General features: G+C 74.9%; 20 protein-coding genes and 1 tRNA gene. 8 read left to right on the top strand and 13 right to left on the bottom strand.

Annotated features, from left to right (window positions below):
- Positions 1-27 precede the first annotated feature (27 nt).
- A tRNA-Asn gene (locus tag KIK08_RS04670) sits at positions 28-100 on the bottom strand.
- Between the two features lie 148 nt (positions 101-248).
- Here KIK08_RS04670 and KIK08_RS04665 point away from each other — a divergent pair.
- Positions 249-470 carry a hypothetical protein gene (locus KIK08_RS04665; protein ID WP_214401727.1) on the top strand — a complete coding sequence of 74 codons (222 nt, stop codon included), beginning with the start codon at positions 249-251 and terminating at the stop codon, positions 468-470.
- A 3-nt stretch (positions 471-473) separates the two neighbouring features.
- Here the strand turns inward: KIK08_RS04665 and KIK08_RS04660 are convergent, their stop codons facing one another.
- Entirely contained in the window at positions 474-2,459 is a 1,986-nt protein-coding gene (locus KIK08_RS04660; RefSeq protein WP_214401726.1) for a putative bifunctional diguanylate cyclase/phosphodiesterase, read from the bottom strand.
- Positions 2,456-3,076 carry a putative pterin-binding protein gene (locus KIK08_RS04655; RefSeq protein ID WP_214401725.1) on the bottom strand — a complete coding sequence of 207 codons (621 nt, stop codon included), beginning with the start codon at positions 3,074-3,076 and terminating at the stop codon, positions 2,456-2,458. Before KIK08_RS04655 ends, KIK08_RS04660 begins: the two co-directional genes overlap by 4 nt.
- A 167-nt stretch (positions 3,077-3,243) precedes the next feature.
- On the opposite strand from KIK08_RS04655, the gene KIK08_RS04650 reads away from it, so the two are divergent.
- The 5 genes from KIK08_RS04650 (at position 3,244) to galK (ending at position 9,708) form a co-directional block, all read left to right on the top strand.
- Entirely contained in the window at positions 3,244-4,614 is a 1,371-nt protein-coding gene (locus KIK08_RS04650) for an amidohydrolase family protein (protein WP_214401724.1), read from the top strand.
- A gap of 71 nt (positions 4,615-4,685) precedes the next feature.
- The gene (locus KIK08_RS04645; RefSeq protein ID WP_308257393.1) at positions 4,686-6,677 is read left to right on the top strand and encodes a beta-galactosidase; all 1,992 of its coding nucleotides are present in this window, start codon (positions 4,686-4,688) and stop codon (positions 6,675-6,677) included.
- Entirely contained in the window at positions 6,678-7,445 is a 768-nt protein-coding gene (locus KIK08_RS04640; RefSeq protein WP_214401723.1) for a DeoR/GlpR family DNA-binding transcription regulator, read from the top strand.
- Positions 7,442-8,581, top strand: a complete 1,140-nt coding sequence (galT, locus tag KIK08_RS04635) for a galactose-1-phosphate uridylyltransferase (protein WP_214401722.1) — start codon at positions 7,442-7,444, stop codon at positions 8,579-8,581. Before KIK08_RS04640 ends, galT begins: the two co-directional genes overlap by 4 nt.
- Positions 8,578-9,708 (top strand): galactokinase, encoded by a 1,131-nt coding sequence (galK, locus tag KIK08_RS04630; protein WP_214401721.1) that lies wholly within the window; start codon positions 8,578-8,580, stop codon positions 9,706-9,708. The genes galT and galK overlap by 4 nt, the downstream gene beginning before the upstream one ends.
- 4 nt (positions 9,709-9,712) lie before the next feature.
- Here galK and KIK08_RS04625 read toward each other — a convergent pair whose 3' ends face one another.
- From KIK08_RS04625 to KIK08_RS04595, 7 genes are all read right to left on the bottom strand, one after another.
- The gene (locus KIK08_RS04625; protein WP_214401720.1) at positions 9,713-9,982 is read right to left on the bottom strand and encodes a YciI family protein; all 270 of its coding nucleotides are present in this window, start codon (positions 9,980-9,982) and stop codon (positions 9,713-9,715) included.
- Positions 9,979-10,482, bottom strand: coding sequence for an SRPBCC domain-containing protein (locus KIK08_RS04620; RefSeq protein WP_214401719.1), 504 nt, complete (start codon positions 10,480-10,482; stop codon positions 9,979-9,981). Before KIK08_RS04620 ends, KIK08_RS04625 begins: the two co-directional genes overlap by 4 nt.
- Positions 10,479-10,631 carry a hypothetical protein gene (locus KIK08_RS04615; protein ID WP_214401718.1) on the bottom strand — a complete coding sequence of 51 codons (153 nt, stop codon included), beginning with the start codon at positions 10,629-10,631 and terminating at the stop codon, positions 10,479-10,481. Before KIK08_RS04615 ends, KIK08_RS04620 begins: the two co-directional genes overlap by 4 nt.
- Complete coding sequence (locus KIK08_RS04610) at positions 10,603-10,992, bottom strand: ArsR/SmtB family transcription factor (RefSeq protein WP_214401717.1); 390 nt, start codon at positions 10,990-10,992, stop codon at positions 10,603-10,605. The genes KIK08_RS04615 and KIK08_RS04610 overlap by 29 nt, the downstream gene beginning before the upstream one ends.
- 4 nt (positions 10,993-10,996) lie before the next feature.
- Positions 10,997-11,353, bottom strand: coding sequence for a VOC family protein (locus KIK08_RS04605; RefSeq protein ID WP_214401716.1), 357 nt, complete (start codon positions 11,351-11,353; stop codon positions 10,997-10,999).
- A 235-nt stretch (positions 11,354-11,588) separates the two neighbouring features.
- Positions 11,589-13,052, bottom strand: coding sequence for an ATP-binding protein (locus KIK08_RS04600; RefSeq protein ID WP_250556293.1), 1,464 nt, complete (start codon positions 13,050-13,052; stop codon positions 11,589-11,591).
- 1 nt (position 13,053) lies between these two features.
- On the bottom strand, positions 13,054-14,694 hold the full coding sequence (locus KIK08_RS04595) for an NAD(P)/FAD-dependent oxidoreductase (RefSeq protein ID WP_214401743.1): 1,641 nt from the start codon (positions 14,692-14,694) through the stop codon (positions 13,054-13,056).
- A gap of 225 nt (positions 14,695-14,919) precedes the next feature.
- Between KIK08_RS04595 and KIK08_RS04590 the strand changes: the two genes are divergently transcribed.
- Complete coding sequence (locus KIK08_RS04590) at positions 14,920-15,513, top strand: DUF742 domain-containing protein (protein ID WP_214401715.1); 594 nt, start codon at positions 14,920-14,922, stop codon at positions 15,511-15,513.
- 16 nt (positions 15,514-15,529) lie between these two features.
- Here KIK08_RS04590 and KIK08_RS04585 read toward each other — a convergent pair whose 3' ends face one another.
- The gene (locus tag KIK08_RS04585) at positions 15,530-16,273 is read right to left on the bottom strand and encodes an SDR family NAD(P)-dependent oxidoreductase (protein ID WP_214401714.1); all 744 of its coding nucleotides are present in this window, start codon (positions 16,271-16,273) and stop codon (positions 15,530-15,532) included.
- The gene (locus KIK08_RS04580) at positions 16,273-16,767 is read right to left on the bottom strand and encodes a tetratricopeptide repeat protein (protein ID WP_308257392.1); all 495 of its coding nucleotides are present in this window, start codon (positions 16,765-16,767) and stop codon (positions 16,273-16,275) included. Before KIK08_RS04580 ends, KIK08_RS04585 begins: the two co-directional genes overlap by 1 nt.
- A gap of 166 nt (positions 16,768-16,933) precedes the next feature.
- On the opposite strand from KIK08_RS04580, the gene KIK08_RS04575 reads away from it, so the two are divergent.
- A complete protein-coding gene (locus tag KIK08_RS04575) occupies positions 16,934-17,203 on the top strand; it encodes a hypothetical protein (protein ID WP_214401713.1) in 270 nt (89 codons plus the stop codon).
- Between the two features lie 39 nt (positions 17,204-17,242).
- Here KIK08_RS04575 and KIK08_RS04570 read toward each other — a convergent pair whose 3' ends face one another.
- Positions 17,243-18,016: a trans-aconitate 2-methyltransferase gene (locus tag KIK08_RS04570; protein WP_214401712.1), complete on the bottom strand. Its 774-nt coding sequence runs from the start codon at positions 18,014-18,016 to the stop codon at positions 17,243-17,245.
- Between the last annotated feature and the right edge of the window lie 22 nt (positions 18,017-18,038).

Raw genomic sequence — 18,038 nt, 5'->3', positions numbered from 1 at the left:
CTATAACGCTCTGACCTGGGAGAGAAGCTCCTCCGGTTGGACTCGAACCAACAACCCTGCGATTAACAGTCGCATGCTCTGCCAATTGAGCTACGGAGGACCGTCTGTTCCGGGGACTCGCCCCGTTGGCGGTATGAACTCTAGCGCACCCCCTCCACCGGGATATCGACCCCCCTGCCCGCCGCGCGCACCCGCCACGGGCCTGCGGCAGGATGGGCGGCGACCAGGTAGTGGAGCCGGGAGGCGTCATGTGGAAGTTCTTGCTGGGCGCGGCTGTCGGCTACGTGCTGGGTGCCAAGGCGGGCCATGAGCGCTACGAGCAGCTGCGGCGCACCTACGAGCGCATCGCCGACCACCCGGCGGTGCAGGGGGCGGCGGGGGTCGTGCGGGCGCGGGTCGAGGAGCAGCTCACCGGTGGGCGGCACGAGGCCGAGTCGGGCGCGAGCTCGCCGAACGGCACCCGCCGCTGACGGTCAGCCGCGGGCGGAGCCGGCGCCCTGGCCCGCCCGGTGGGGGACGGACCAGCCCGCCAGGTAGGCGGGGACGTCGGCCGGTGGCATCGGGCGGGCGAAGTGGAAGCCCTGGGCGGCGTCGCAGGCGGCCTCGCGGGCGCGGGCGAGGTGGTCCGGGGTCTCCACGCCCTCGACGACCACCAGCAGGCCGAGGGTGCGGCCGAGTTCGGCGACCGCCTTGACCAGCGAGCCGTCGCGGGTGGTGACGAAGTCGAGCAGCGTCCGGTCGATCTTGAGCAGGTCGGCGGGCAGGCGCATCAGGCACGACAGCGACGAGTAGCCGGAACCGAAGTCGTCGACCGCGATCCGCACCCCGGACGCGCGCAGCCCGGAGATCTCCGCCTTCACCCGGTCGGCGTCCTCCAGCGAGGCGCTCTCGGTGATCTCCAGGATCAGCGCGGCCGCGGGGAGGCCGCTCTCGGCAAGCGCACCCTCGACGTCGGCGGTGAGCCGCCCGGACAGCAGCTGGTGCATCGACACGTTGACCGAGACCGACAGCTCGCCGTGGCCCGGGAGCGCGCGCCAGCACATGGCCTCCCGGCACGCCGAGCGCAGCACCACGCGGCCGATCTCGCTGATGGTGCCGGTCTCCTCGGCGATGGCGATGAACTCCTCGGCCGACACCTGCGCGCGCCCGTCGGGGCGCCAGCGGGCCAGCGCCTCCAGCGTGGTGGGGCGCAGCGTGTGCAGGTCGATGATCGGCTGGAAGTGCGCCTCGATCTGGCCCAGCTCGACGGCCTCGGCGAGCTCCTGCTGCATGCCGGTGCGCAGCGACGCCCTCGTCCGCATCTCCGGGTCGAACTCCGCGACCCGGCCCTTCCCCGTGTTCTTGGCCGCGTACATGGCGATGTCGGCGTCGCGGATGAGGTCCTCGGCGGAGGCGCCGCCGTGGCCGCGGGTGACGCCGATGCTCGCGCTGACCCGCACGTCCTGGCCCGCCACCCGGTAGGGCCGGTGCAGCACGTCCACGATCCGCTCCCCCACCAGCAGCCCGTGGCCGTCCGGGGTGGGCGCGGGCGCGCCGGACGGCGAGCGGGCCACGCTGAGCACGGCGAACTCGTCGCCGCCCAGGCGCGCGGCGGTGTCGCCGTCGCGCACGCAGCCCTCCAGCCTCCGCGCGGCGATCCGCAGCAGCTCGTCGCCCGCGGGGTGGCCCAGGGTGTCGTTGACGTTCTTGAACCCGTCCAGGTCGATCAGCAGCACGGACACGGCGTCGGGGCTGGCCTCCAGCGCCGCGCGCAACCGCCGGATCAGCAGGGCCCGGTTGGGCAGGTCGGTCAGCGAGTCGTGGTTGGCCTGGTGGTAGAGCTGGTCGTTGGCCACGGCGAGGGCGCTGCGGCTGCGCCGGGTCACCCGTGCCACCAGCGTCCAGCACAGCCCGAGCAGCAGGACGACCAGCACCACCGAGCTCACCTGGCCGCGCTGGCCGGTGTCCAGCAGGGTGGTCGTGGTCGCGTAGAAGCCCTGCTCCTGCTCGACGTGCATGCCGTGCAGGCGCTTCTCCGACTTCGACACGAGCGCCGTCGCCAGCCGCCGCAGCGACTCGTCGGCGGCGCCGGTGGCCGCCAGCCGCTCCCAGGGGAAGCGGGACAGCGCCACCTTGACCTCGGCGAGCTCGACGGCCTCCGGCGAGCCCTCCGGGTAGGAGGCGATGGCCACGTTGATCTGGCGGTAGGCCAGGCCGCGCTGCACCTCGATGGCGGGCGCGTCACCGGTCTCGTCCAGCTCGGTGATGCGCTGGAGCAGCAGCAGCGTCTCGCGCTGGGTGTTCGCCATGGTCAGCGACTGCGACTGGGTGGCCTGGGCCAGCGCGTTGACCCGCAGCAGCAGCACCGCGTTGGAGGCGACGAACGTGGCCGTCGCGATGATGGCGACCGTCAGCAGGACGGCGAGGGCGCGCAGCGGCCCTGGCTGGCGGGAGCGCGGGGCCGGCTCGGGGCTGGTCATCTCACGTCGATCGTGGAGAGGCTCCAGATCCACTGGTCGGCGCTGGCCCCCGCGGGGACGCCACCGACGTAGACGATGCGCGTCGGGCCGCCGTCCTCGATCGGGATGGGCGCGCCCCCGCCGCTGCGCGTCGCCAGCAGCACGCCGCCCGCCATCACGTCGGAGATCGCCAGGTCGATCTGGTAGTCGTCGAGCGCGGTGATGTGCACCGAGCGGGCCTGCGGGTCGACGCGGGCCACCTCCAGCAGGTCGTCGAGCCAGACGCCCTCGAAGTTGAGCGTCTGCTTGACCCACGGCTCGAACAGCGTCACCCGGACCCGCCCCAACCGGTCGAGCGTCGGCGGGTCGAGCGCCAGCGCGCTGCCGTCGTTGGTGGTGCCGATCCTCCCGGTGAGGGTGAGCACCACCGGCTCGACGGGTTCCGGGACGGGCTGGTCGGGCAGCAGCGCGGCCGGCGCCAGGACGACGGGCGCCGGGTCGACGGGGTCGGCGGCGGGCGCGGTGGGCACCGGGGCGCTGGCCGCGCAGCCGGCCAGCGCGAGCAGGCAGACGGCCGCGAAGAGCAGCGGGGCCGGGCGTGCGTGACCGAGCCGGCGGGGAGCTCTGGCCAGGCCCATGGCACCGTCCTCGTGTCGGTCGTGCGGCCGTCGGCCCTCCGCGCGACAGCCCAATGATCGCTCACCGAGCGGCTCGGCCTGACTACACGATGGGGGTCAGGTGGCGGTCGCCGGGGTCGGGTCGCGGACCGGCGTGTCGCCCCCGACGCGCCGCTACGCTCACCCCGATGGACCACGACCTGCCGCCGGACATCCTCGTTCGCGCCCGGCACGTGCTCACCTGCGGCCCGGCCGGCGAACTGCGCGACGGCGCGGTGCTCGTGCGGGGCGGGCGGATCGCCGCCGTCGACGCGTTCGAGCGGCTGCGGGCGGCCGCCCCGGACGTCGGGGTCGTCGGTGACGGCAGCGGCATCCTGGTTCCCGGCTTCGTCAGCTGCCACGGCCACTTCTCCGAGGGCCTGGTGTCCGGGATCGGCGAGACGCACACGCTCTGGGAGTGGTTCGCACAGGTCGTCGGGCCGATCGAGCCGCACATCACGCGCGAGATCGCGCTGGTGGGGACGCTGCTGCGGGGCGCGGAGATGGCGCTGTCCGGGGTCACGACGGTCGCCGACATGTTCTGCTTCGCCCCCCGCGCCGAGCCCGTCACCCCCGGGGTGGTCGACGGGCTGGAGCGGCTCGGGCTGCGCGGCGACGTCAGCTTCGGCGCTGCCGACACCCCCGGCCCCCGCCCGCTCGCGCCGATCCTCGCCGAGCACGAGGCGCTGGCCGCCGCCGCGGCGGCATCGCGGCGCAGCCGGTTCCGGGTCGGGCTGGCCACGGTGCCCGAGTCGTCCGACGACCTGGTCGCGGCGACCGCGCGCCTGGTCGCCGACACCGGCCGGCTGCACGTCCACCTGCACGAGGTCCGCGAGGAGGTGACCCAGTGCCGGGTCACCCGCGGGGCGGCCGCCATCGCCTACGCCGAGCGCGCCGGGCTGCTCGACGGCCAGACCGTGGCCGCGCACTGCGTCTGGCTCGACGACGACGACATCGCGGTCCTCCGCAGGCGCGACGTCGCCGTCGCCCACAACCCCGTGTCGAACATGGTCCTGGCCTCCGGCGTGTGCCCGGTCCCCCGGCTGCGCCGCGAGGGCGTCACCGTCGGCCTCGGCCTGGACGGGCCGGCCAGCAACGACAGCCAGGACATGCTGGGGACCATGAAGACCGCGGCCCTGCTGCAGAAGGTGCACCACCTGCAGGCCACCGCCATCACCGCCCGCGACGTCGTGCGCATGGCCACGATCGGCGGCGCCACCGCGCTGGGCATGGCCGCCGAGATCGGCAGCCTGGAGCCGGGCAAGGCCGCCGACCTGGTCTGGCTGCCCGAGCACAGCCCTTCGCTGGCCAATATCCACGACCCGTACCAGAAGCTGGTCTACTGCGCGTCCGTCCGGGACGTGGCGCGGGTGTGGGTCGACGGGGAGCCGGTCGTCGTCGACGGCCGGGTCACCGGTGTCGACGTCCCCGCCCTCCTCCCCCGCGCCCGGGAGCTCGCCACCCGCCTGGCCACCGACGCCGGGCTCGACTCCGCCCTCGCCACCCGCGTTGTTGACTGATGTTGGCATCCGGCTGAATCATTGTTGGAACGTGTTGACTCCAACACGTCCTCTCGCGCATCGTGCGCTGCGTGTTCGAGTTCCCGTTCCCGGGCGTCGCGATGGGCTGCGACTACAACCCGGAGCAGTGGTCGCCCGACGTCTGGCGCGAGGACATCGCGCTGATGCGGGAGGCCGGGCTCGGCTTCGTGACGCTCGGGGTGTTCTCCTGGGCGCTGGTGGAGCCCGAGCCGGGCCGGTTCGACTTCGGCTGGTTCGACGAGGTGCTCGGGCTGCTGCACGAGGGCGGCATCGCGGTCGACATGGCCACGGCCACCGCCGCGCCCCCGCCGTGGCTCACCACCGCGCACCCGGAGATCCTCCCGGTCGACGCCGACGGCCGGACGCTGTGGCCGGGCAGCCGGCAGTCCTGGTGCCCCAGCTCGCCGGTGTTCCGCGAGCACGCGCTGCGCCTGGTCGCCGAGATGGCCCGCCGCTACGGGAGCCACCCGGCGGTGCGGCTGTGGCACGTCAGCAACGAGCTGGGCTGCCACAACGGGCGCTGCTGGTGCGACGTGAGCGCGGCGGCGTTCCGCGAGTGGCTGGCGAAGCGCTACGGCGACGTCGACGCGCTCAACACGGCCTGGGGCACGACGTTCTGGTCGCAGCACTACACGTCGTTCGACCAGGTGCTGCCGCCGCGGATCACGCCGGCGTTCAAGAACCCCACCCAGCAGCTCGACTTCGCCCGGTTCAGCTCCGACGCCCTGCTGGACTACCACCGCGCCGAGCGCGACGTGCTGCGCGGGATCTGCCCCGACGTCCCGGTGACCACCAACTTCATGGTCAGCTCCCACCAGACCGAGCAGGACTACTTCCGCTGGGCGCCCGACCAGGACGTCGTCTCCCAGGACCACTACCTCGACGCCCGGCTGCCCCGGCCGCGGGCCGAGCAGGCGTTCACCGACGACCTCACCCGCGGGGTGGCCGGCGGGAAGCCGTGGCTGCTGATGGAGTCGGCGACCTCGGCGGTCAACTGGCAGCCGGTGAACGTGGCCAAGCGGCCCGGTGAGCTGCTGCTCGACTCGTTGCGCCATGTCGCCCGCGGGGCCGACGCCGTCGGGTTCTTCCAGTGGCGGGCCTCGGCGGCGGGCGCGGAGAAGTTCCACTCCGCGCTCGTCCCGCACGCCGGGCGCGACTCCGAGCGGTTCCGCGAGGTCGTGGCGCTGGGCTCGGCGCTGCGGGCGGTCGGCGAGGTCGCCGGCAGCCCGGTGCGGGCCGACGTCGCCGTGCTGTTCGACTGGGAGGCCATGTGGGCCTGCGACCTCGACTCGCACCCCAGCGCCGAGCTGCGCTACACCGACGCGGCCAACCGCTGGCACCGGGCGCTGGCCGGGCTCGGCGTCACCGCGGACGTCGTGCACCCGGAGTCGGACCTGTCGGGCTACCGGCTCGTCGTGGTGCCGACGCTGTACCTGTGCTCGGACGCGGCGGCCGCCGGGCTGCGCGCGTTCGTCGAGGCCGGCGGGCACGCGCTGGTCACCTACTTCTCCGGGATCGTCGACCCGGACGACCGCATCCGCCTGGGCGGCTACCCGGGCGCCTTCCGCGACCTGCTCGGCGTGCGCGTCGAGGAGTTCGCACCGCTGCTGCCCGGCGAGACGGTCACCCTGGACGACGGCAGCCGCGCCGACCTGTGGGCCGAGCACGCCACCGCGCCCGACGCCGAGGTGCTCGCCCGGTTCGTCGACGGCCCGCGCCCCGGCGACCCGGCGCTGACCCGGCGGGCCGCCGGAGCGGGCGCGGCCTGGTACGTGGGCACGCGCCTGGACGAGGCGGCCACCGCGGCGCTCGCCGACCGCGTGGCCCGGGAAGCCTGCGCGACCCGGCTGGACGTGCCGGCGCCGGGCGTCGAGCTGGTGCGCCGCGGGCGGTACCTGTTCGTCCTCAACCCCACCGACGAGCCGGTGGCGGTGCGCACCGAAGGGGTCGACCTGCTGGCCGACGCCCGGCCCGGGGCGGCGTCCGGAGGTAGCGTCACGGTCGCCGCGCGGAGTGCCGCGGTGGTCCGGGAGGAGGAGTAGATGCTGGCCCGCCAGCGCCAGGAGCTCATCCTCGACGAGGTCCGCACCACCGGCGGCGCGCGCGTGTCCGAGCTGGTGGAGCGCCTCGGCGTGTCGGACATGACGATCCGCCGCGACATCGAGGCGCTGGCCGGTCGCGGCCTGGTCACCCGCGTGCACGGCGGCGCGACGGCCGCCCGCAGCAGTGTCGACGAGCCCGGCTTCGCGGCCAAGGCCGTGCTGCACACGGCGGCCAAGCGGGCGATCGCCGTGGCCGCCGCCGAGCTGGTCGAGCCCGGTGCCTCGGTGGCGCTGTCCGCCGGCACGACCACGCACGCCGTGGCGTCCGCGCTGCTGGGCATCCCCCGGCTCACCGTCGTGACGAACTCGCTGCGCGTGGCCGAGGTGCTGCACGAGGGTGGCCGCGAGGACCACTCCGTCGTGCTGACCGGGGGCGAGCGCACGCCGTCCGACGCGCTGGTCGGGCCGGTCGCGGTGGCCGCGCTGCGCCGCCTGCACGTCGACTGGCTGCTGATGGGCGTGCACGGGATGGACGCCGAGGCCGGGTTCACCACGCCGAACCTGGCCGAGGCCGAGACCAACCGGGCGCTGGTGGCCAGCGCCCGCCGGGTGGCCGTGGTGGCCGACAACTCGAAATGGGGAGTGGTGGGGCTGAGCACGATCGCGACGCTGGGCGAGGTGGACGTGGTGGTCACCGACTCGGGCCTGGACCCGGAGGCGCGCAACGCGCTGGAGAGCAGCTGCGGACGGCTGGTGCTGGCCGCATGAGCCCGACCGGAACGCGCACCCCCGCTCGGATGGCCGACGGCCGCGAGCTCTTCTACTTCGACGACCCGGGCCGCCCGGACCGGGTGCCGCCGCCCGACACGCGCGACCTGCCGGCGGTGCAGACCGGCTCGACCATGCGGTTCGACGTGCTGACCGGCGAGTGGGTCACGGTCGCCGCGCACCGGATGGACCGGACGTTCCTGCCCCCGGCCGACCACTGCCCGCTGTGCCCGACGCGTCCCGGCCGCGAGCCGTCGGAGATCCCGGCCGACGAGTACGACGTCGTCGTGTTCGAGAACCGGTTCCCGTCGTTCGCACTGGCCCCGGCCGTGGACGTCCCGGCTGGGGTCGACTCGGCGGTGGACGGGAACCCGCTGTGGCCGCAGCGGCCCGCGGTCGGTCGCTGCGAGGTCGTCTGCTTCACCAGCGACCACGACGCCGCGTTCGCCCACCTGCCCACCGAGCGCGTCCGCACCGTCATCGGTGCCTGGGCCGACCGCACCGCCGAGCTGTCCGCGGTCCCCGGCATCGCGCAGGTGTTCCCGTTCGAGAACCGCGGGCTGGAGATCGGGGTGACCCTGCAGCACCCGCACGGCCAGATCTACGCCTACCCGTTCGTCACCCCCCGCACCGCCCAGCTGCTCGACCGGGCCGCCGAGCACCGCCGCCAGACCGGCCGCGACCTGTTCCAGGACGTGCTCGACGGCGAGCGCAAGGCCGGCACCCGGGTCGTGCTGGAGGGCACCCACTGGACGGCGTACGTGCCGGCCGCGGCCCGCTGGCCGGTCGAGGCCCACCTCGTGCCGCACCGGGCGGCGCCCGACCTCGCCGCGCTGACCGACGACGAGCGCGCCGAGCTGGCCGAGCTCTACCCCGACCTGCTGCGGCGCCTGGAGCGGTTCTTCGGCGAGGACACGGTCTCGGTCGACCCCCGGCCGCCCTACATCGCGGGGTGGCACCAGGCCCCGGTGCACACCGGGCGCGACCTCACCCGGCTGCACCTGCAGCTGTTCTCGCTGCGCCGGGCCCCGGGCAAGCTGAAGTACCTGGCCGGGTCGGAGTCCGGGGTCGGTGCGTGGATCGTCGACACCACCGCGGAGCGGATCGCCCAGCGGCTGCGGGACGCGGCCGCGTGAACCGCTTCTCCGAGGAGTTCGGCCGGGAGCCGGCCGGGCGGTGGGCCGCCCCGGGCCGGGTCAACCTGATCGGCGAGCACGTCGACTACGCCGACGGGCTGTGCCTGCCGTTCGCCATCGCCCAGCGCACCGTCGTCCTGGCCGCCGGCCGCGACGACACCACCCTGCGACTGCGCAGCGTGTCCGAGCGCGACACCGTCGAGATCGACCTGGACGAGGTCGGCCAGGGCTCCCCCGCCGGGTGGGGCGGTTACGCCGCCGGCGTGCTCTGGGCGTTGCGCGAGGGCGGCCACCCGGTCCGCGGGCTCGACCTGCTGGTGACCGACACCGTCCCGCTCGGGGCCGGCCTGTCGTCGTCGGCGGCGGTGGAGTGCGCCACCGCGCTGGCCGCCGACGACCTGTTCGGCCTCGGCCTGGGCGGCTCGCCGGAGGGCCGCCGCGAGCTGGCCGCGGCCTGCGTGCGCGCCGAGAACGAGGTCGTCGGCGCGGCCACCGGCGGCATGGACCAGGCCGCGGCGCTGCTGGCCACGGCCGGGCACGCGCTGCTGCTCGACACCCACGACGGCTCCACCCGGCAGGTCCCGTTCGACCCGGCCGACGCCGGGCTGCAGGTGCTGGTGATCGACACCAAGGTGCGCCACCACCTCGCCGACGGCCAGTACGGCAACCGCCGCGCCGCCGTCGAGAAGGCCGCCGCCACCCTGGGCCTGCCCAGCCTGCGCGGCGCCACCCTCGACCAGCTCGGCGGGCTCGACGCCGAGCTGGCCCGCCGGGCGCGCCACACCATCACCGAGATCGCCCGGGTCGAGCAGGTGGTGGCGCTGCTCGACGCCGGCCTGGTCACCGAGATCGGGCCGCTGCTCGACGCCTCGCACGCCTCGCTGGCCGGCGACTACGAGGTCTCCTGCGACGAGCTCGACCTGGCCTGCACGACCGCGCGGGCGGCCGGGGCGCTGGGAGCGCGGATGGTCGGCGGCGGGTTCGGCGGATCGGCCATCGCGCTGGTCCCGGTCGCCCGGGCCGATGTGGTGGCCGGGGCGGTGCGGGCGGCGTTCGAGGCGGCCGGGCTGCGCGAGCCCGACCTCATCGACGCGGTGCCCTCCCCCGCGGCGGCCCGCCTGGAGTAGCCGGTCAGGGCTGCAGGACCTCGTCCCACTCCCGCACCCGGTGGGCGCCGACGACGCCGTGGCGCAGGAACGGGTCGTCGGCCATGAACTCCTCGACCGCCTCCCGCGTGCTGAACACCGCCATCGCGCCGACCGGCGCGTCGGAGAACGTGCCCACCAGCAGCATCAGCCCGCGCCCGTGGAACGCGTCGATCCGCTCGCGGTGGGCCGGGTAGTGCTGCTGGGCCAGGGCCATCGCGCCCTCGGCCAGCTCGTAGAACAGGACGTGCTTCACGTGCGGTCTCCTTCGTGCGCGGCCCCGGCGAGGGCGGCGAGGATGGTGGCCCAGCCGCGGTCGAAGCCGCCGGCCGCGTACCCGCCCGGCTGCGCGCAGTCCTGGCTGATCTGCTCGGCGCTGAGCGCCTCCCAGCCGCGGTGCTCGACCGCCACCCTGGTCAGCGCCGGGCCGAGCGCGGAGAAGGTCAGCTCGACCTCGGTCGGCGCCGGGCTGCACAGCCAGGTCATCGCGAAGCGGTGCGGCCGGTCGAACACCAGCACCGTGCCCCACTCGCGGACGGTGCCGTCGTCCCAGGTCTCGTAGACGCGGCCGTCGACGTGCGGCTCCACGGTGACGTCGCGGACCCGGTCGCCGCCCATCGAGTACGGCAGGCGTGGCCACCACACCCCGATCTCGCGGACGAACACGTCGAACGTGTGCTCGACGTCCGAGCGGACGAGCGTCGACTGGCGCACCGGGGGCCGGTGCGGCGCCGTCGCGGTCTGGCGGTCGGTCATCGCCGGTCCTCCCGGTCGTCGTGCACGGGGCGCGGGGCGTGCAGGTGGTCGCGGAAGCGGCGCAGGACGGTCGCCCAGAACTCCCCGACCCCGCCCCGCTCGGCGGGCGCCCGGCGGCGCCTACCCCGCCGTGGCGGCCTGGTCGTCATCGCTGATCCCCCGCTCGGCCTCGACCAGTCTCCTGGCCGTGTCCAGCGAGCCGGCCCACATCTGGTCCAGGAAGCTCTGCAGCCCCACCAGCCCCTCCGGGCGGGCCCGGTACAGCCGGCGGGTGCCGTCGCGGCGCTCGTGCAGCAGCCCGGCGGCCTTGAGCACGCCCAGGTGCTGGCTGACCGCCGTCCGGCTGACCTCGAACTCCTCGGCGATCCGCCCCGCCGGCAACTCCTCGTGCGCCACGAGCCGCAGGATCGCCCGCCGGCGGGGCTCGGCCAGCGCCTTGAGCGCCTCGTCCGTGGCGTGCTCGGTGTCGGTGTCGGTGTCGCCGTCGGGGTCGGCACCGGTGTCGGTCATCGCGTCAGGCCCAGAGCCCGACCCGGTTGCCGTCCGGGTCGGCCAGCACGGCGAACCGGCCGTACCCGCCGGGCAGGTCGGTCGGTGGGACGAGCCGCTCCCCGCCGAGCGCGACGGCCCGGTCGAGCGCCGCGTCCAGGTCGGGGACGCGGACGTAGATCGTCGTGCCGGCGTCGGCCGGCCCCTCGGACGCTCCGATGCCCCCGCCGATCGCCCCCTCCCCGGCCCCGGTGTCGACCAGGCCGTAGCCGCCCATCCCCGGGTCGGCGTCCACGGTCCAGCCGAACAGGTCGGCGTAGAACTTCTGCGCGCGCTCGTGGTCGGGGCTCAGTACCTCGAAGAACGCCACGGGGTGGGCCATCACTGCCTCCAGCTCTCTGTCGGTATGCACGAACGTTAGCAGCTGCTTCCGTTAGCGTCTACTGACAGATTCACCGAGTCTGGTCGCAGCGCTCGTGGAGTCCGCAGCGCTGGCTGGGTCGTCGCAGCACGCCGGCGGGCTGCGACCACACCCCTCGCGCTGCGCGCACACCCCGGTGCTGCGAGGCACGAGAGTGGCGCTCGTCCGACGAGGTGACGCGGCGGCCGCTACCGGCTCAGGACTCGGCGATGGGCAGCCGCACCTGGAACCGCGTGTCCCCCGGCTCGGAGACCACGGTGATCTCGCCGTGGTGCCGGGAGACGATCACCCGGTAGCTGACGTCGAGCCCCAGCCCGGTGCCCTTGCCGACCGGCTTCGTGGTGAAGAACGGCTCGAAGATCCGCTGGCGGACCTCCGGCGGGATGCCCGGCCCGGTGTCGCCGATCTCGACGAGCACGCGGTCGCCGTCGAGCGCGGTGCGCACGGTGAGGGTGCCGGTGCCGTCGCCGGACCCGCGCATCGCGTCGATGGCGTTGTCGATGATGTTGGTCCAGACCTGGTTCAGCTCGGCCGGGTAGGCCGGGACCTGGGGGATCGACCGGTCGTAGTCCTTGACCATCCGGATGCCGGACTCGTCGCTGAACTTGCGCCCGAACATCACCAGGGTGGCGTCGAGGCCCTCGTGCAGGTCGACGATCCGGTAGGGGGCGCGGTCCATCTGGGAGTACTGCTTGGCCGCGAGCACCAGGTCGGAGATGCGCGCGGTGGCGTCGGTGATCTCGCGCAGCAGGCTCTCGGTCTCCACCGTGTAGGACAGCCAGCGGATGGCGCCCTCGAACACGTCCGAGTCCGAGGCGAGCTTCACCGCCTCCAGGTCGGCGACGTCCAGGCCGCCGTTGACGAACACCGGGGCCAGGTCCCAGCCGCCGGCGATGCCCTGGTCGTCGAGCCAGTCGCTGATCTCGTCCTCGCGGTCGGAGGCCTCCAGCGGGGACAGGTCGGGGGCGTTGCGGACCTTCTTGACGAACTCGTCCTGGGCCATCACCAGCTTCTGCAGCTGCGGCCCGGCGATCTTGCCGTCGGCGATCATGCCGAGCTTGTGGCGCATCCCGGCGACCTTGTCGCGCAGCGCGTCGGCGGCGCGCCCGGCCGCGGCGGCCGGGTTGTTGAGCTCGTGGGTGAGCCCCGCGGAGAGCTTGCCCAGCGCCAGCAGCCGCTCGCGCTCGCTGACCGCCTGGTTGCCCCGGGTCAGGCCGAGCACCATGCCCTCCAGCAGGTGCTTGGCCATCGGGAACCAGCGGGCGAACTCCTGCGCGAACTCCGCGCGCGGCAGGGCGAGGATGCTGCCGTCGGCCAGCGCGCGCACCGACACCGGGTACAGCGTCGCCGACTCGTCCTCCAGGTAGAACTGGGTGGCCCCGAAGTACGCGCCGCGGTAGTCGCTGCGGGTGGTCTCCACCTGCTCGCCGCCGATGTTGCGGGTCATCGCGATCGCCCCGGTGAGCAGCACGTAGAAGCAGCGGGCCGGCTCGCCCTCGGTGAGGATCTGCTCCCCGGCCGAGATCGCCACGACGTCGCCGTGCTCGGAGACCCAGGCCAGCTGCTCGTCGTCGAGGCTCTCGAACAGGAACAGCCCGCGCAGCTCGTCCGTGCTCAGGTGGGTGGGGATCTCGGTCCCGGTCATCTCGGTTCCAGCCATGTCACTGCTCCGACAGGTAGCGGTGCACCAGGGTCACGGCCATCGCGCCTTCGCCGACCGCCGAGGCCACTCTCTTGACCGACTCCGCTCGCACGTCACCGGCCACGAACACGCCGGGCACGCTCGACTCGAGGTGGTACGGGTCTCGCGGGAGCGTCCAGCCCTGCGGCCGCTGCCCACCCACCACCAGGTCGGGGCCCGTGCGGACGAACCCGCGCCCGTCGCGCACGACCACGCCGTCCAGCCATTCCGTGCGCGGCGCCGCCCCGATGAAGATGAACATCGACGCCGCTTTAACGCTCTCCTGCTCGCCGCTGTTCCGGTCGACCAGCACGAGCCGCTCCAGGTGCCCGTCGCCGCCGGCCTCGACGACCTCGGTGCCGGTGCGCACGGTGACGTTGTCGATCGCGTCCAGCTGCTTGATCAGGTAGCTGGACATCGACGCCTCCAGGCTGGGCCCGCGGACCAGCAGGGTGACGGTGGCGGCGTGCCGGGAGAAGAACACCGCCGCCTGCCCGGCCGAATTGGCCCCGCCGATGACGTAGACGTCCTGGCCCTTGCACGCCGGGGCCTCGGTGGCCGCGGAGCCGTAGAACACCCCGCGCCCGGTGAGCTCGGGGACCCCGGGCGCCTCCAGCGCGCGGTAGGAGACGCCGGTCGCGAGCACGACGGAGTGCGCGGCGATCTCGCTGCCGTCGCCGAACCGCACGACCCGCGCCGAACCGCGCGCCTCCAGCGCCACGACCTCGCGGGTGGTGAGCACCTCGGCGCCGAACTTCGCGGCCTGCCGGCGGGCCCGGTCGGTGAGCTGGGCGCCGGACACGCCGTCCGGGAAGCCCAGGTAGTTCTCGATGCGCGAGCTCTGCCCGGCCTGCCCGCCGGTGGCCTGGCGCTCGACGAGCACCGTGCGCAGCCCCTCGGAGGCGCCGTAGACGGCCGAGCCGAGCCCGGCGGGACCGCCGCCGATGACGATCAGGTCGTAGAAGTCGGTGGCCGGGTCGGTGGTCAGCCCGACCGCCGTGGCGATCTCCGCGTCCGACGGCGAGGCCAGCGCCGTGCCCTCCGGCGTGACCAGCACCGGGACGTCGTCGGGGGTGAGCCCGGCGACCTCCAGCAGCCGCCGGCCCTCCGGGTCCTCCACCGACATGTACTGGTAGGGCACCTGGTTGCGGGCCAGGAAGTCGCGCGCGGCGAAGCACTCCGCCGACCACCGGTGCCCGACGATCCGGATCTCCTCGACGGGGCGCTGCCCGACCGCGCGCCAGGTCTCCACCAGTGCGTCGATGACCGGGTAGAGCTTCTCCTCCGGCGGGTCCCACGGCTTGAGCAGGTAGTGGTCGACGTCCACCACGTTGATCGCCTGGATCGCGGCGTCGGTGTCGGCGTAGGCGGTGAGCAGGGCGCGGCGCGCGTGCGGCGCCACGTCCATGGCCTGCTCGAGGAACTCGATGCCGTTCATGCCCGGCATCCGGTAGTCGGCCAGGATCGCGGCCACCGGCTCCCCGCGCAGGGTCAGCTCGCGCAGCGCCTCGAGCGCGTCGGCGCCGGACTCGGCGCGCACGATCCGGTAGTCCTGCCCGTAGCGGCGGCGCAGGTCGCGGGCGACGGAACGGCTCACCCCCGGGTCGTCGTCGACGGTCATCAGGACGGGCTTGGACGGCAAGGCGGACTCCCCACGGCACCACGGGTGACGAGCGGCGACGGCGACGCTCGGCTACGAAACTACTGCTCGCCCACCGCCGGGGGCCACGTCCCGATCGATTCGCGCGGCCGGCGGACCGGGAGGATGCGCTGCGCACCGACTCGGTGACTGTGCGGTAATCCGGAGAGAACCCAGGCGAAACACGGAGCGGTCAGGCTTGCGGCCATGAGCGCCGAGGTCGTGTCCCGCCCCCCGGTGGGACTCACCGGAGCCCGGTTCGACCGAGCCCACTGGCCGGACGTCGACGACCCCGCGGTCGCCCCACCGGTCACGGCGCCCCCGCCCGACGACCCGGTCGGGCAGACCGGCGCCCGCTTCGGCGGCCCGCGCCGGCGCAGGCGGACGCCCCCCGGCCCGCCGCCCGCCATCACCGCGGAGCCGACCCCCACCGCGACGTTGCCGACGACGGACGAGATCCCGGTCGTCGTGCCCGGGAGCGCGGCCGTGCGCCCCTACGTCCTCACCCGCGGCCGCACCCGCGCGGCGGTCGCGTTGTCGCTGGACACGCTGCTCTCCGCGACCCTGCCCGCCCCCGACCGACCGGTGCGGCCCGAGGTGCGCGCCGCGCTCGCGCTCTGCGCGCGGCCGCGCTCGTTCGCCGAACTCGCCGCCCGGCTGGGCGTGCCGCTCGGGGTGGCCGCGGTGCTGTTGGGCGACCTGGTGGGCGCCGGCCTGGTCCGGGTCCACCGCGCGACGCCCGACACCGGCCCCGACCTGGCCCTCATGCGACGCGTGCTGGAGGGGTTGCGCCGGCTCTAGCGAGCGGAGCAGCGTCTCAGGAGATCGTGCTCCCGCCGTTCACCGGCAGCCACGCCCCCGTCACGAACCCGCCGGCGTCCGACACCAGGTACGCCACCGCGGCGGCCACGTCGTCGGGCACGCCCATCCGCCCGAGCGGCACGCCGGCCTCGTACTCCGCGAGGGCCTCGGGGGCGGCGTCGGCGTGGCGCTCGACGGGGATCCAGCCGGGGGCCACGGTGTTGACCGTGATCCCCAGCGGGCCCAGCTCCTTCGCCCACACCCCGGCCAGCCCGCGCTGGGCGGCCTTGGCGGCGACGTAGGCCGAGCTGCCCGGCGGCAGCCGCTGCACCACGTCGGACCCGATGTGCACGACCCGGCCCCAGCCGGCCCGCCGCATGTCGGGCAGCACTGCGCGCAGCAGCAGCACCGGGCTGCGGACGAAGAAGTCCAGGTGCTGGGCGACATCCGGCCAGTCGAGGGCGTCGACGGGCACCTTCGGCTGCGGGCCGGTCGCGTTCAGCACCAGCACCCCGACCGGGCCGAGGTCGCGGCGCACGTCGTCCACCAGCGCGGCGACCTGCGCGTCGTCGGTGACGTCGGCCCGGTACGCGCGGGCGGCGCCGCCCTCCGCCGTGATCCGCTGCACGACGTGGTGCGCCGCGTCGGCCGAGCGGGCGTAGTTGACCGCCACCGGGTGCCCGTCGGCGGCCAGCCGGGCCGCGATGCGCGCGCCGAGACCCCGCGAGGCCCCGGTGACCAGGGCCGCCGGACGGGCCATCAGGGCGCCTGCAGCTCCGCGGCGTAGGCGGCGAGGGAACGGTTGTAGCGCGGCAGGTGCGGCGCGAGGGCGGCGAGGGCGAGGCCGGTGGCTTCCCGGGCGCGGCCGGTGGCGGCCAGGGCCAGCGCCAGGAACGCGGCGACGGCGTCGTCGAGCTCGTCGGAGCCGCGGTCGCGCTCGGCCGTCAGCAGCGCGACGCTCTCCTCGGCGCGCCCGAGGTTGCGCAGGCTGCTGGCCATCTGGATCACCGCGCGGCGGCGCCCGATGCCGATGAGGCCGGCGTCGAGGGCCGCGCGGTAGAGCGGGGCCGCGTGGTCCGGCCGGCCGGTGGAGTCGTTCGCGCAGGCCCGTTCGAACAGCGCGACCGGGTGGTCGGCCGGGAGCCCGGCGACCGCGTCGTCGATGCGGGCCCGGAAGCCGGCCGGTTCGTGCTCGTCCTGGCCGGCCCACAGCTCCGCCAGCCGCCGCTCCAGGTCCGCGCTGATTTCGGTCACGGGGCCAGCCTCGCACTACCGCGCCGGGAGGACCCGCGGACCCGGCGCCTACGCCCCGGGGTGGCGCGGGCCGACCTCCGCCGGTCGGATGCGTCCGGCACGACCTGCCCCGCAGGCTCGGTTCCGCGTGTCGTGGGGGCACGTGACACCGATCGAGGGGGAACGCATGCGCATCAGGCGCAGGACGACGGCCGCCGTGCTGGCCGGGGCGGCGATCGCGCTGGGGGTGGCGACGGCGGCACCGGCCGTCGCGGCCGAGCCGACAGGTACCCGGGTCACCGGCACCGATCCGGGCGGCACCCGCGTGACGGGCGCCGATCCGGGCGGGACGCGGGTCACCGACCGGGAGTACGGCCCGACCGGCACCAGGGTGACGGTGAGCCCGCTGGTCGGCGCCGGGGAAGTCGCCGCCGTGCTCGGCACGCGCGTGACGTGACGCGCTGACCGCGGGGGCCGGGGCGTTCGCGCCCCGGCCCTACGTCCGGGCGACCGCGAAGATCCGGCGGAACGGGAACCACGTGCTGCCGTCCGCGCGAACCGGGTAGGCCGCGCGCAGGCGGGGGGCCAGCTCGGCGCGGAACGCCGCGTACTCGTCGGCGTCCAGCGCGTCGCGCACCGGTCGCAGCGCGGTGCTGGTGATCCAGCTCAGCACGGGGTCGTCGCCGGTCAGCCGGTGCTGGTAGGTCGTCTCCCAGACGTCGACCTCGGCGCCGGCGTCGGCGAGCAGGTCGGCGTACTCGTCGGGCTCGGGGACGGCCTTCTCCCCGCGCGGCCGCACCCGCCCGGCCCACCGCGGCTCGGCGAGCAGCTCGCGGACCAGCGCGTGCGACGGTGCCCCGAAGTTGCCCGGCACCTGCAGCGCGAACCAGGCCCCGGACGGCAGGGCGGCCAGCCAGGCCGGCAGCAGCCGCGGGTGCTCCGGAACCCACTGCAGGACGGCGTTGGTGATGACGACGTCGGTGTCCGGGGCGGGCGTCCAGTCGACGACGTCGGCGCGCTCGACCGTCACCCCCCGCTCGCGGGCGGCGGCGACCATCTCGGCCGACGAGTCCAGGGCGCTGACCTCGGCGTCCGGCCAGCGGTGGGACAGCAGGCCGGTGAGGTGGCCGGGCCCGCAGCCCAGGTCGACGACGCGCCGCGGCGCGGTGGCGCCGACCCGGGCGAGCAGGTCGTGGAACGGGCGGGAGCGGTGGTCGCCGAAGTCGAGGTAGCGGGTGGGGTCCCAGGCCGTGCCGTCGACGACTCTCACAGTACGAGCGTACGGTTTTAGC

It is taken from the genome of Pseudonocardia lacus, from assembly GCF_018531445.1.
Classification (GTDB): Bacteria; Actinomycetota; Actinomycetes; order Mycobacteriales; family Pseudonocardiaceae; genus Pseudonocardia; species Pseudonocardia lacus.
The sequence above is the reverse complement of the archived record's forward strand: the minus strand, read 5'-3'. Positions and strand labels throughout refer to the sequence as shown.

Excerpts from the sequence above, each read along its gene's own strand:
- KIK08_RS04620 (WP_214401719.1), bottom strand. The coding sequence starts at position 10,482 with ATGACCGACCGCCAGACCGCGACGGCGCCGCACCGGCCCCCGGTGCGC.
- KIK08_RS04605 (WP_214401716.1), bottom strand. The coding sequence starts at position 11,353 with ATGGCCCACCCCGTGGCGTTCTTCGAGGTACTGAGCCCCGACCACGAG.
- KIK08_RS04660 (WP_214401726.1), bottom strand. The coding sequence starts at position 2,459 with ATGACCAGCCCCGAGCCGGCCCCGCGCTCCCGCCAGCCAGGGCCGCTG.
- KIK08_RS04610 (WP_214401717.1), bottom strand. The coding sequence starts at position 10,992 with ATGACCGACACCGGTGCCGACCCCGACGGCGACACCGACACCGACACC.
- KIK08_RS04595 (WP_214401743.1), bottom strand. The coding sequence starts at position 14,694 with ATGACCGTCGACGACGACCCGGGGGTGAGCCGTTCCGTCGCCCGCGAC.
- KIK08_RS04585 (WP_214401714.1), bottom strand. The coding sequence starts at position 16,273 with ATGGCCCGTCCGGCGGCCCTGGTCACCGGGGCCTCGCGGGGTCTCGGC.
- KIK08_RS04655 (WP_214401725.1), bottom strand. The coding sequence starts at position 3,076 with ATGGGCCTGGCCAGAGCTCCCCGCCGGCTCGGTCACGCACGCCCGGCC.
- KIK08_RS04650 (WP_214401724.1), top strand. The coding sequence starts at position 3,244 with ATGGACCACGACCTGCCGCCGGACATCCTCGTTCGCGCCCGGCACGTG.
- galT (WP_214401722.1), top strand. The coding sequence starts at position 7,442 with ATGAGCCCGACCGGAACGCGCACCCCCGCTCGGATGGCCGACGGCCGC.
- KIK08_RS04590 (WP_214401715.1), top strand. The coding sequence starts at position 14,920 with ATGAGCGCCGAGGTCGTGTCCCGCCCCCCGGTGGGACTCACCGGAGCC.
- KIK08_RS04665 (WP_214401727.1), top strand. The coding sequence starts at position 249 with ATGTGGAAGTTCTTGCTGGGCGCGGCTGTCGGCTACGTGCTGGGTGCC.
- KIK08_RS04615 (WP_214401718.1), bottom strand. The coding sequence starts at position 10,631 with ATGACGACCAGGCCGCCACGGCGGGGTAGGCGCCGCCGGGCGCCCGCC.
- KIK08_RS04600 (WP_250556293.1), bottom strand. The coding sequence starts at position 13,052 with ATGGCTGGAACCGAGATGACCGGGACCGAGATCCCCACCCACCTGAGC.
- KIK08_RS04575 (WP_214401713.1), top strand. The coding sequence starts at position 16,934 with ATGCGCATCAGGCGCAGGACGACGGCCGCCGTGCTGGCCGGGGCGGCG.
- KIK08_RS04640 (WP_214401723.1), top strand. The coding sequence starts at position 6,678 with ATGCTGGCCCGCCAGCGCCAGGAGCTCATCCTCGACGAGGTCCGCACC.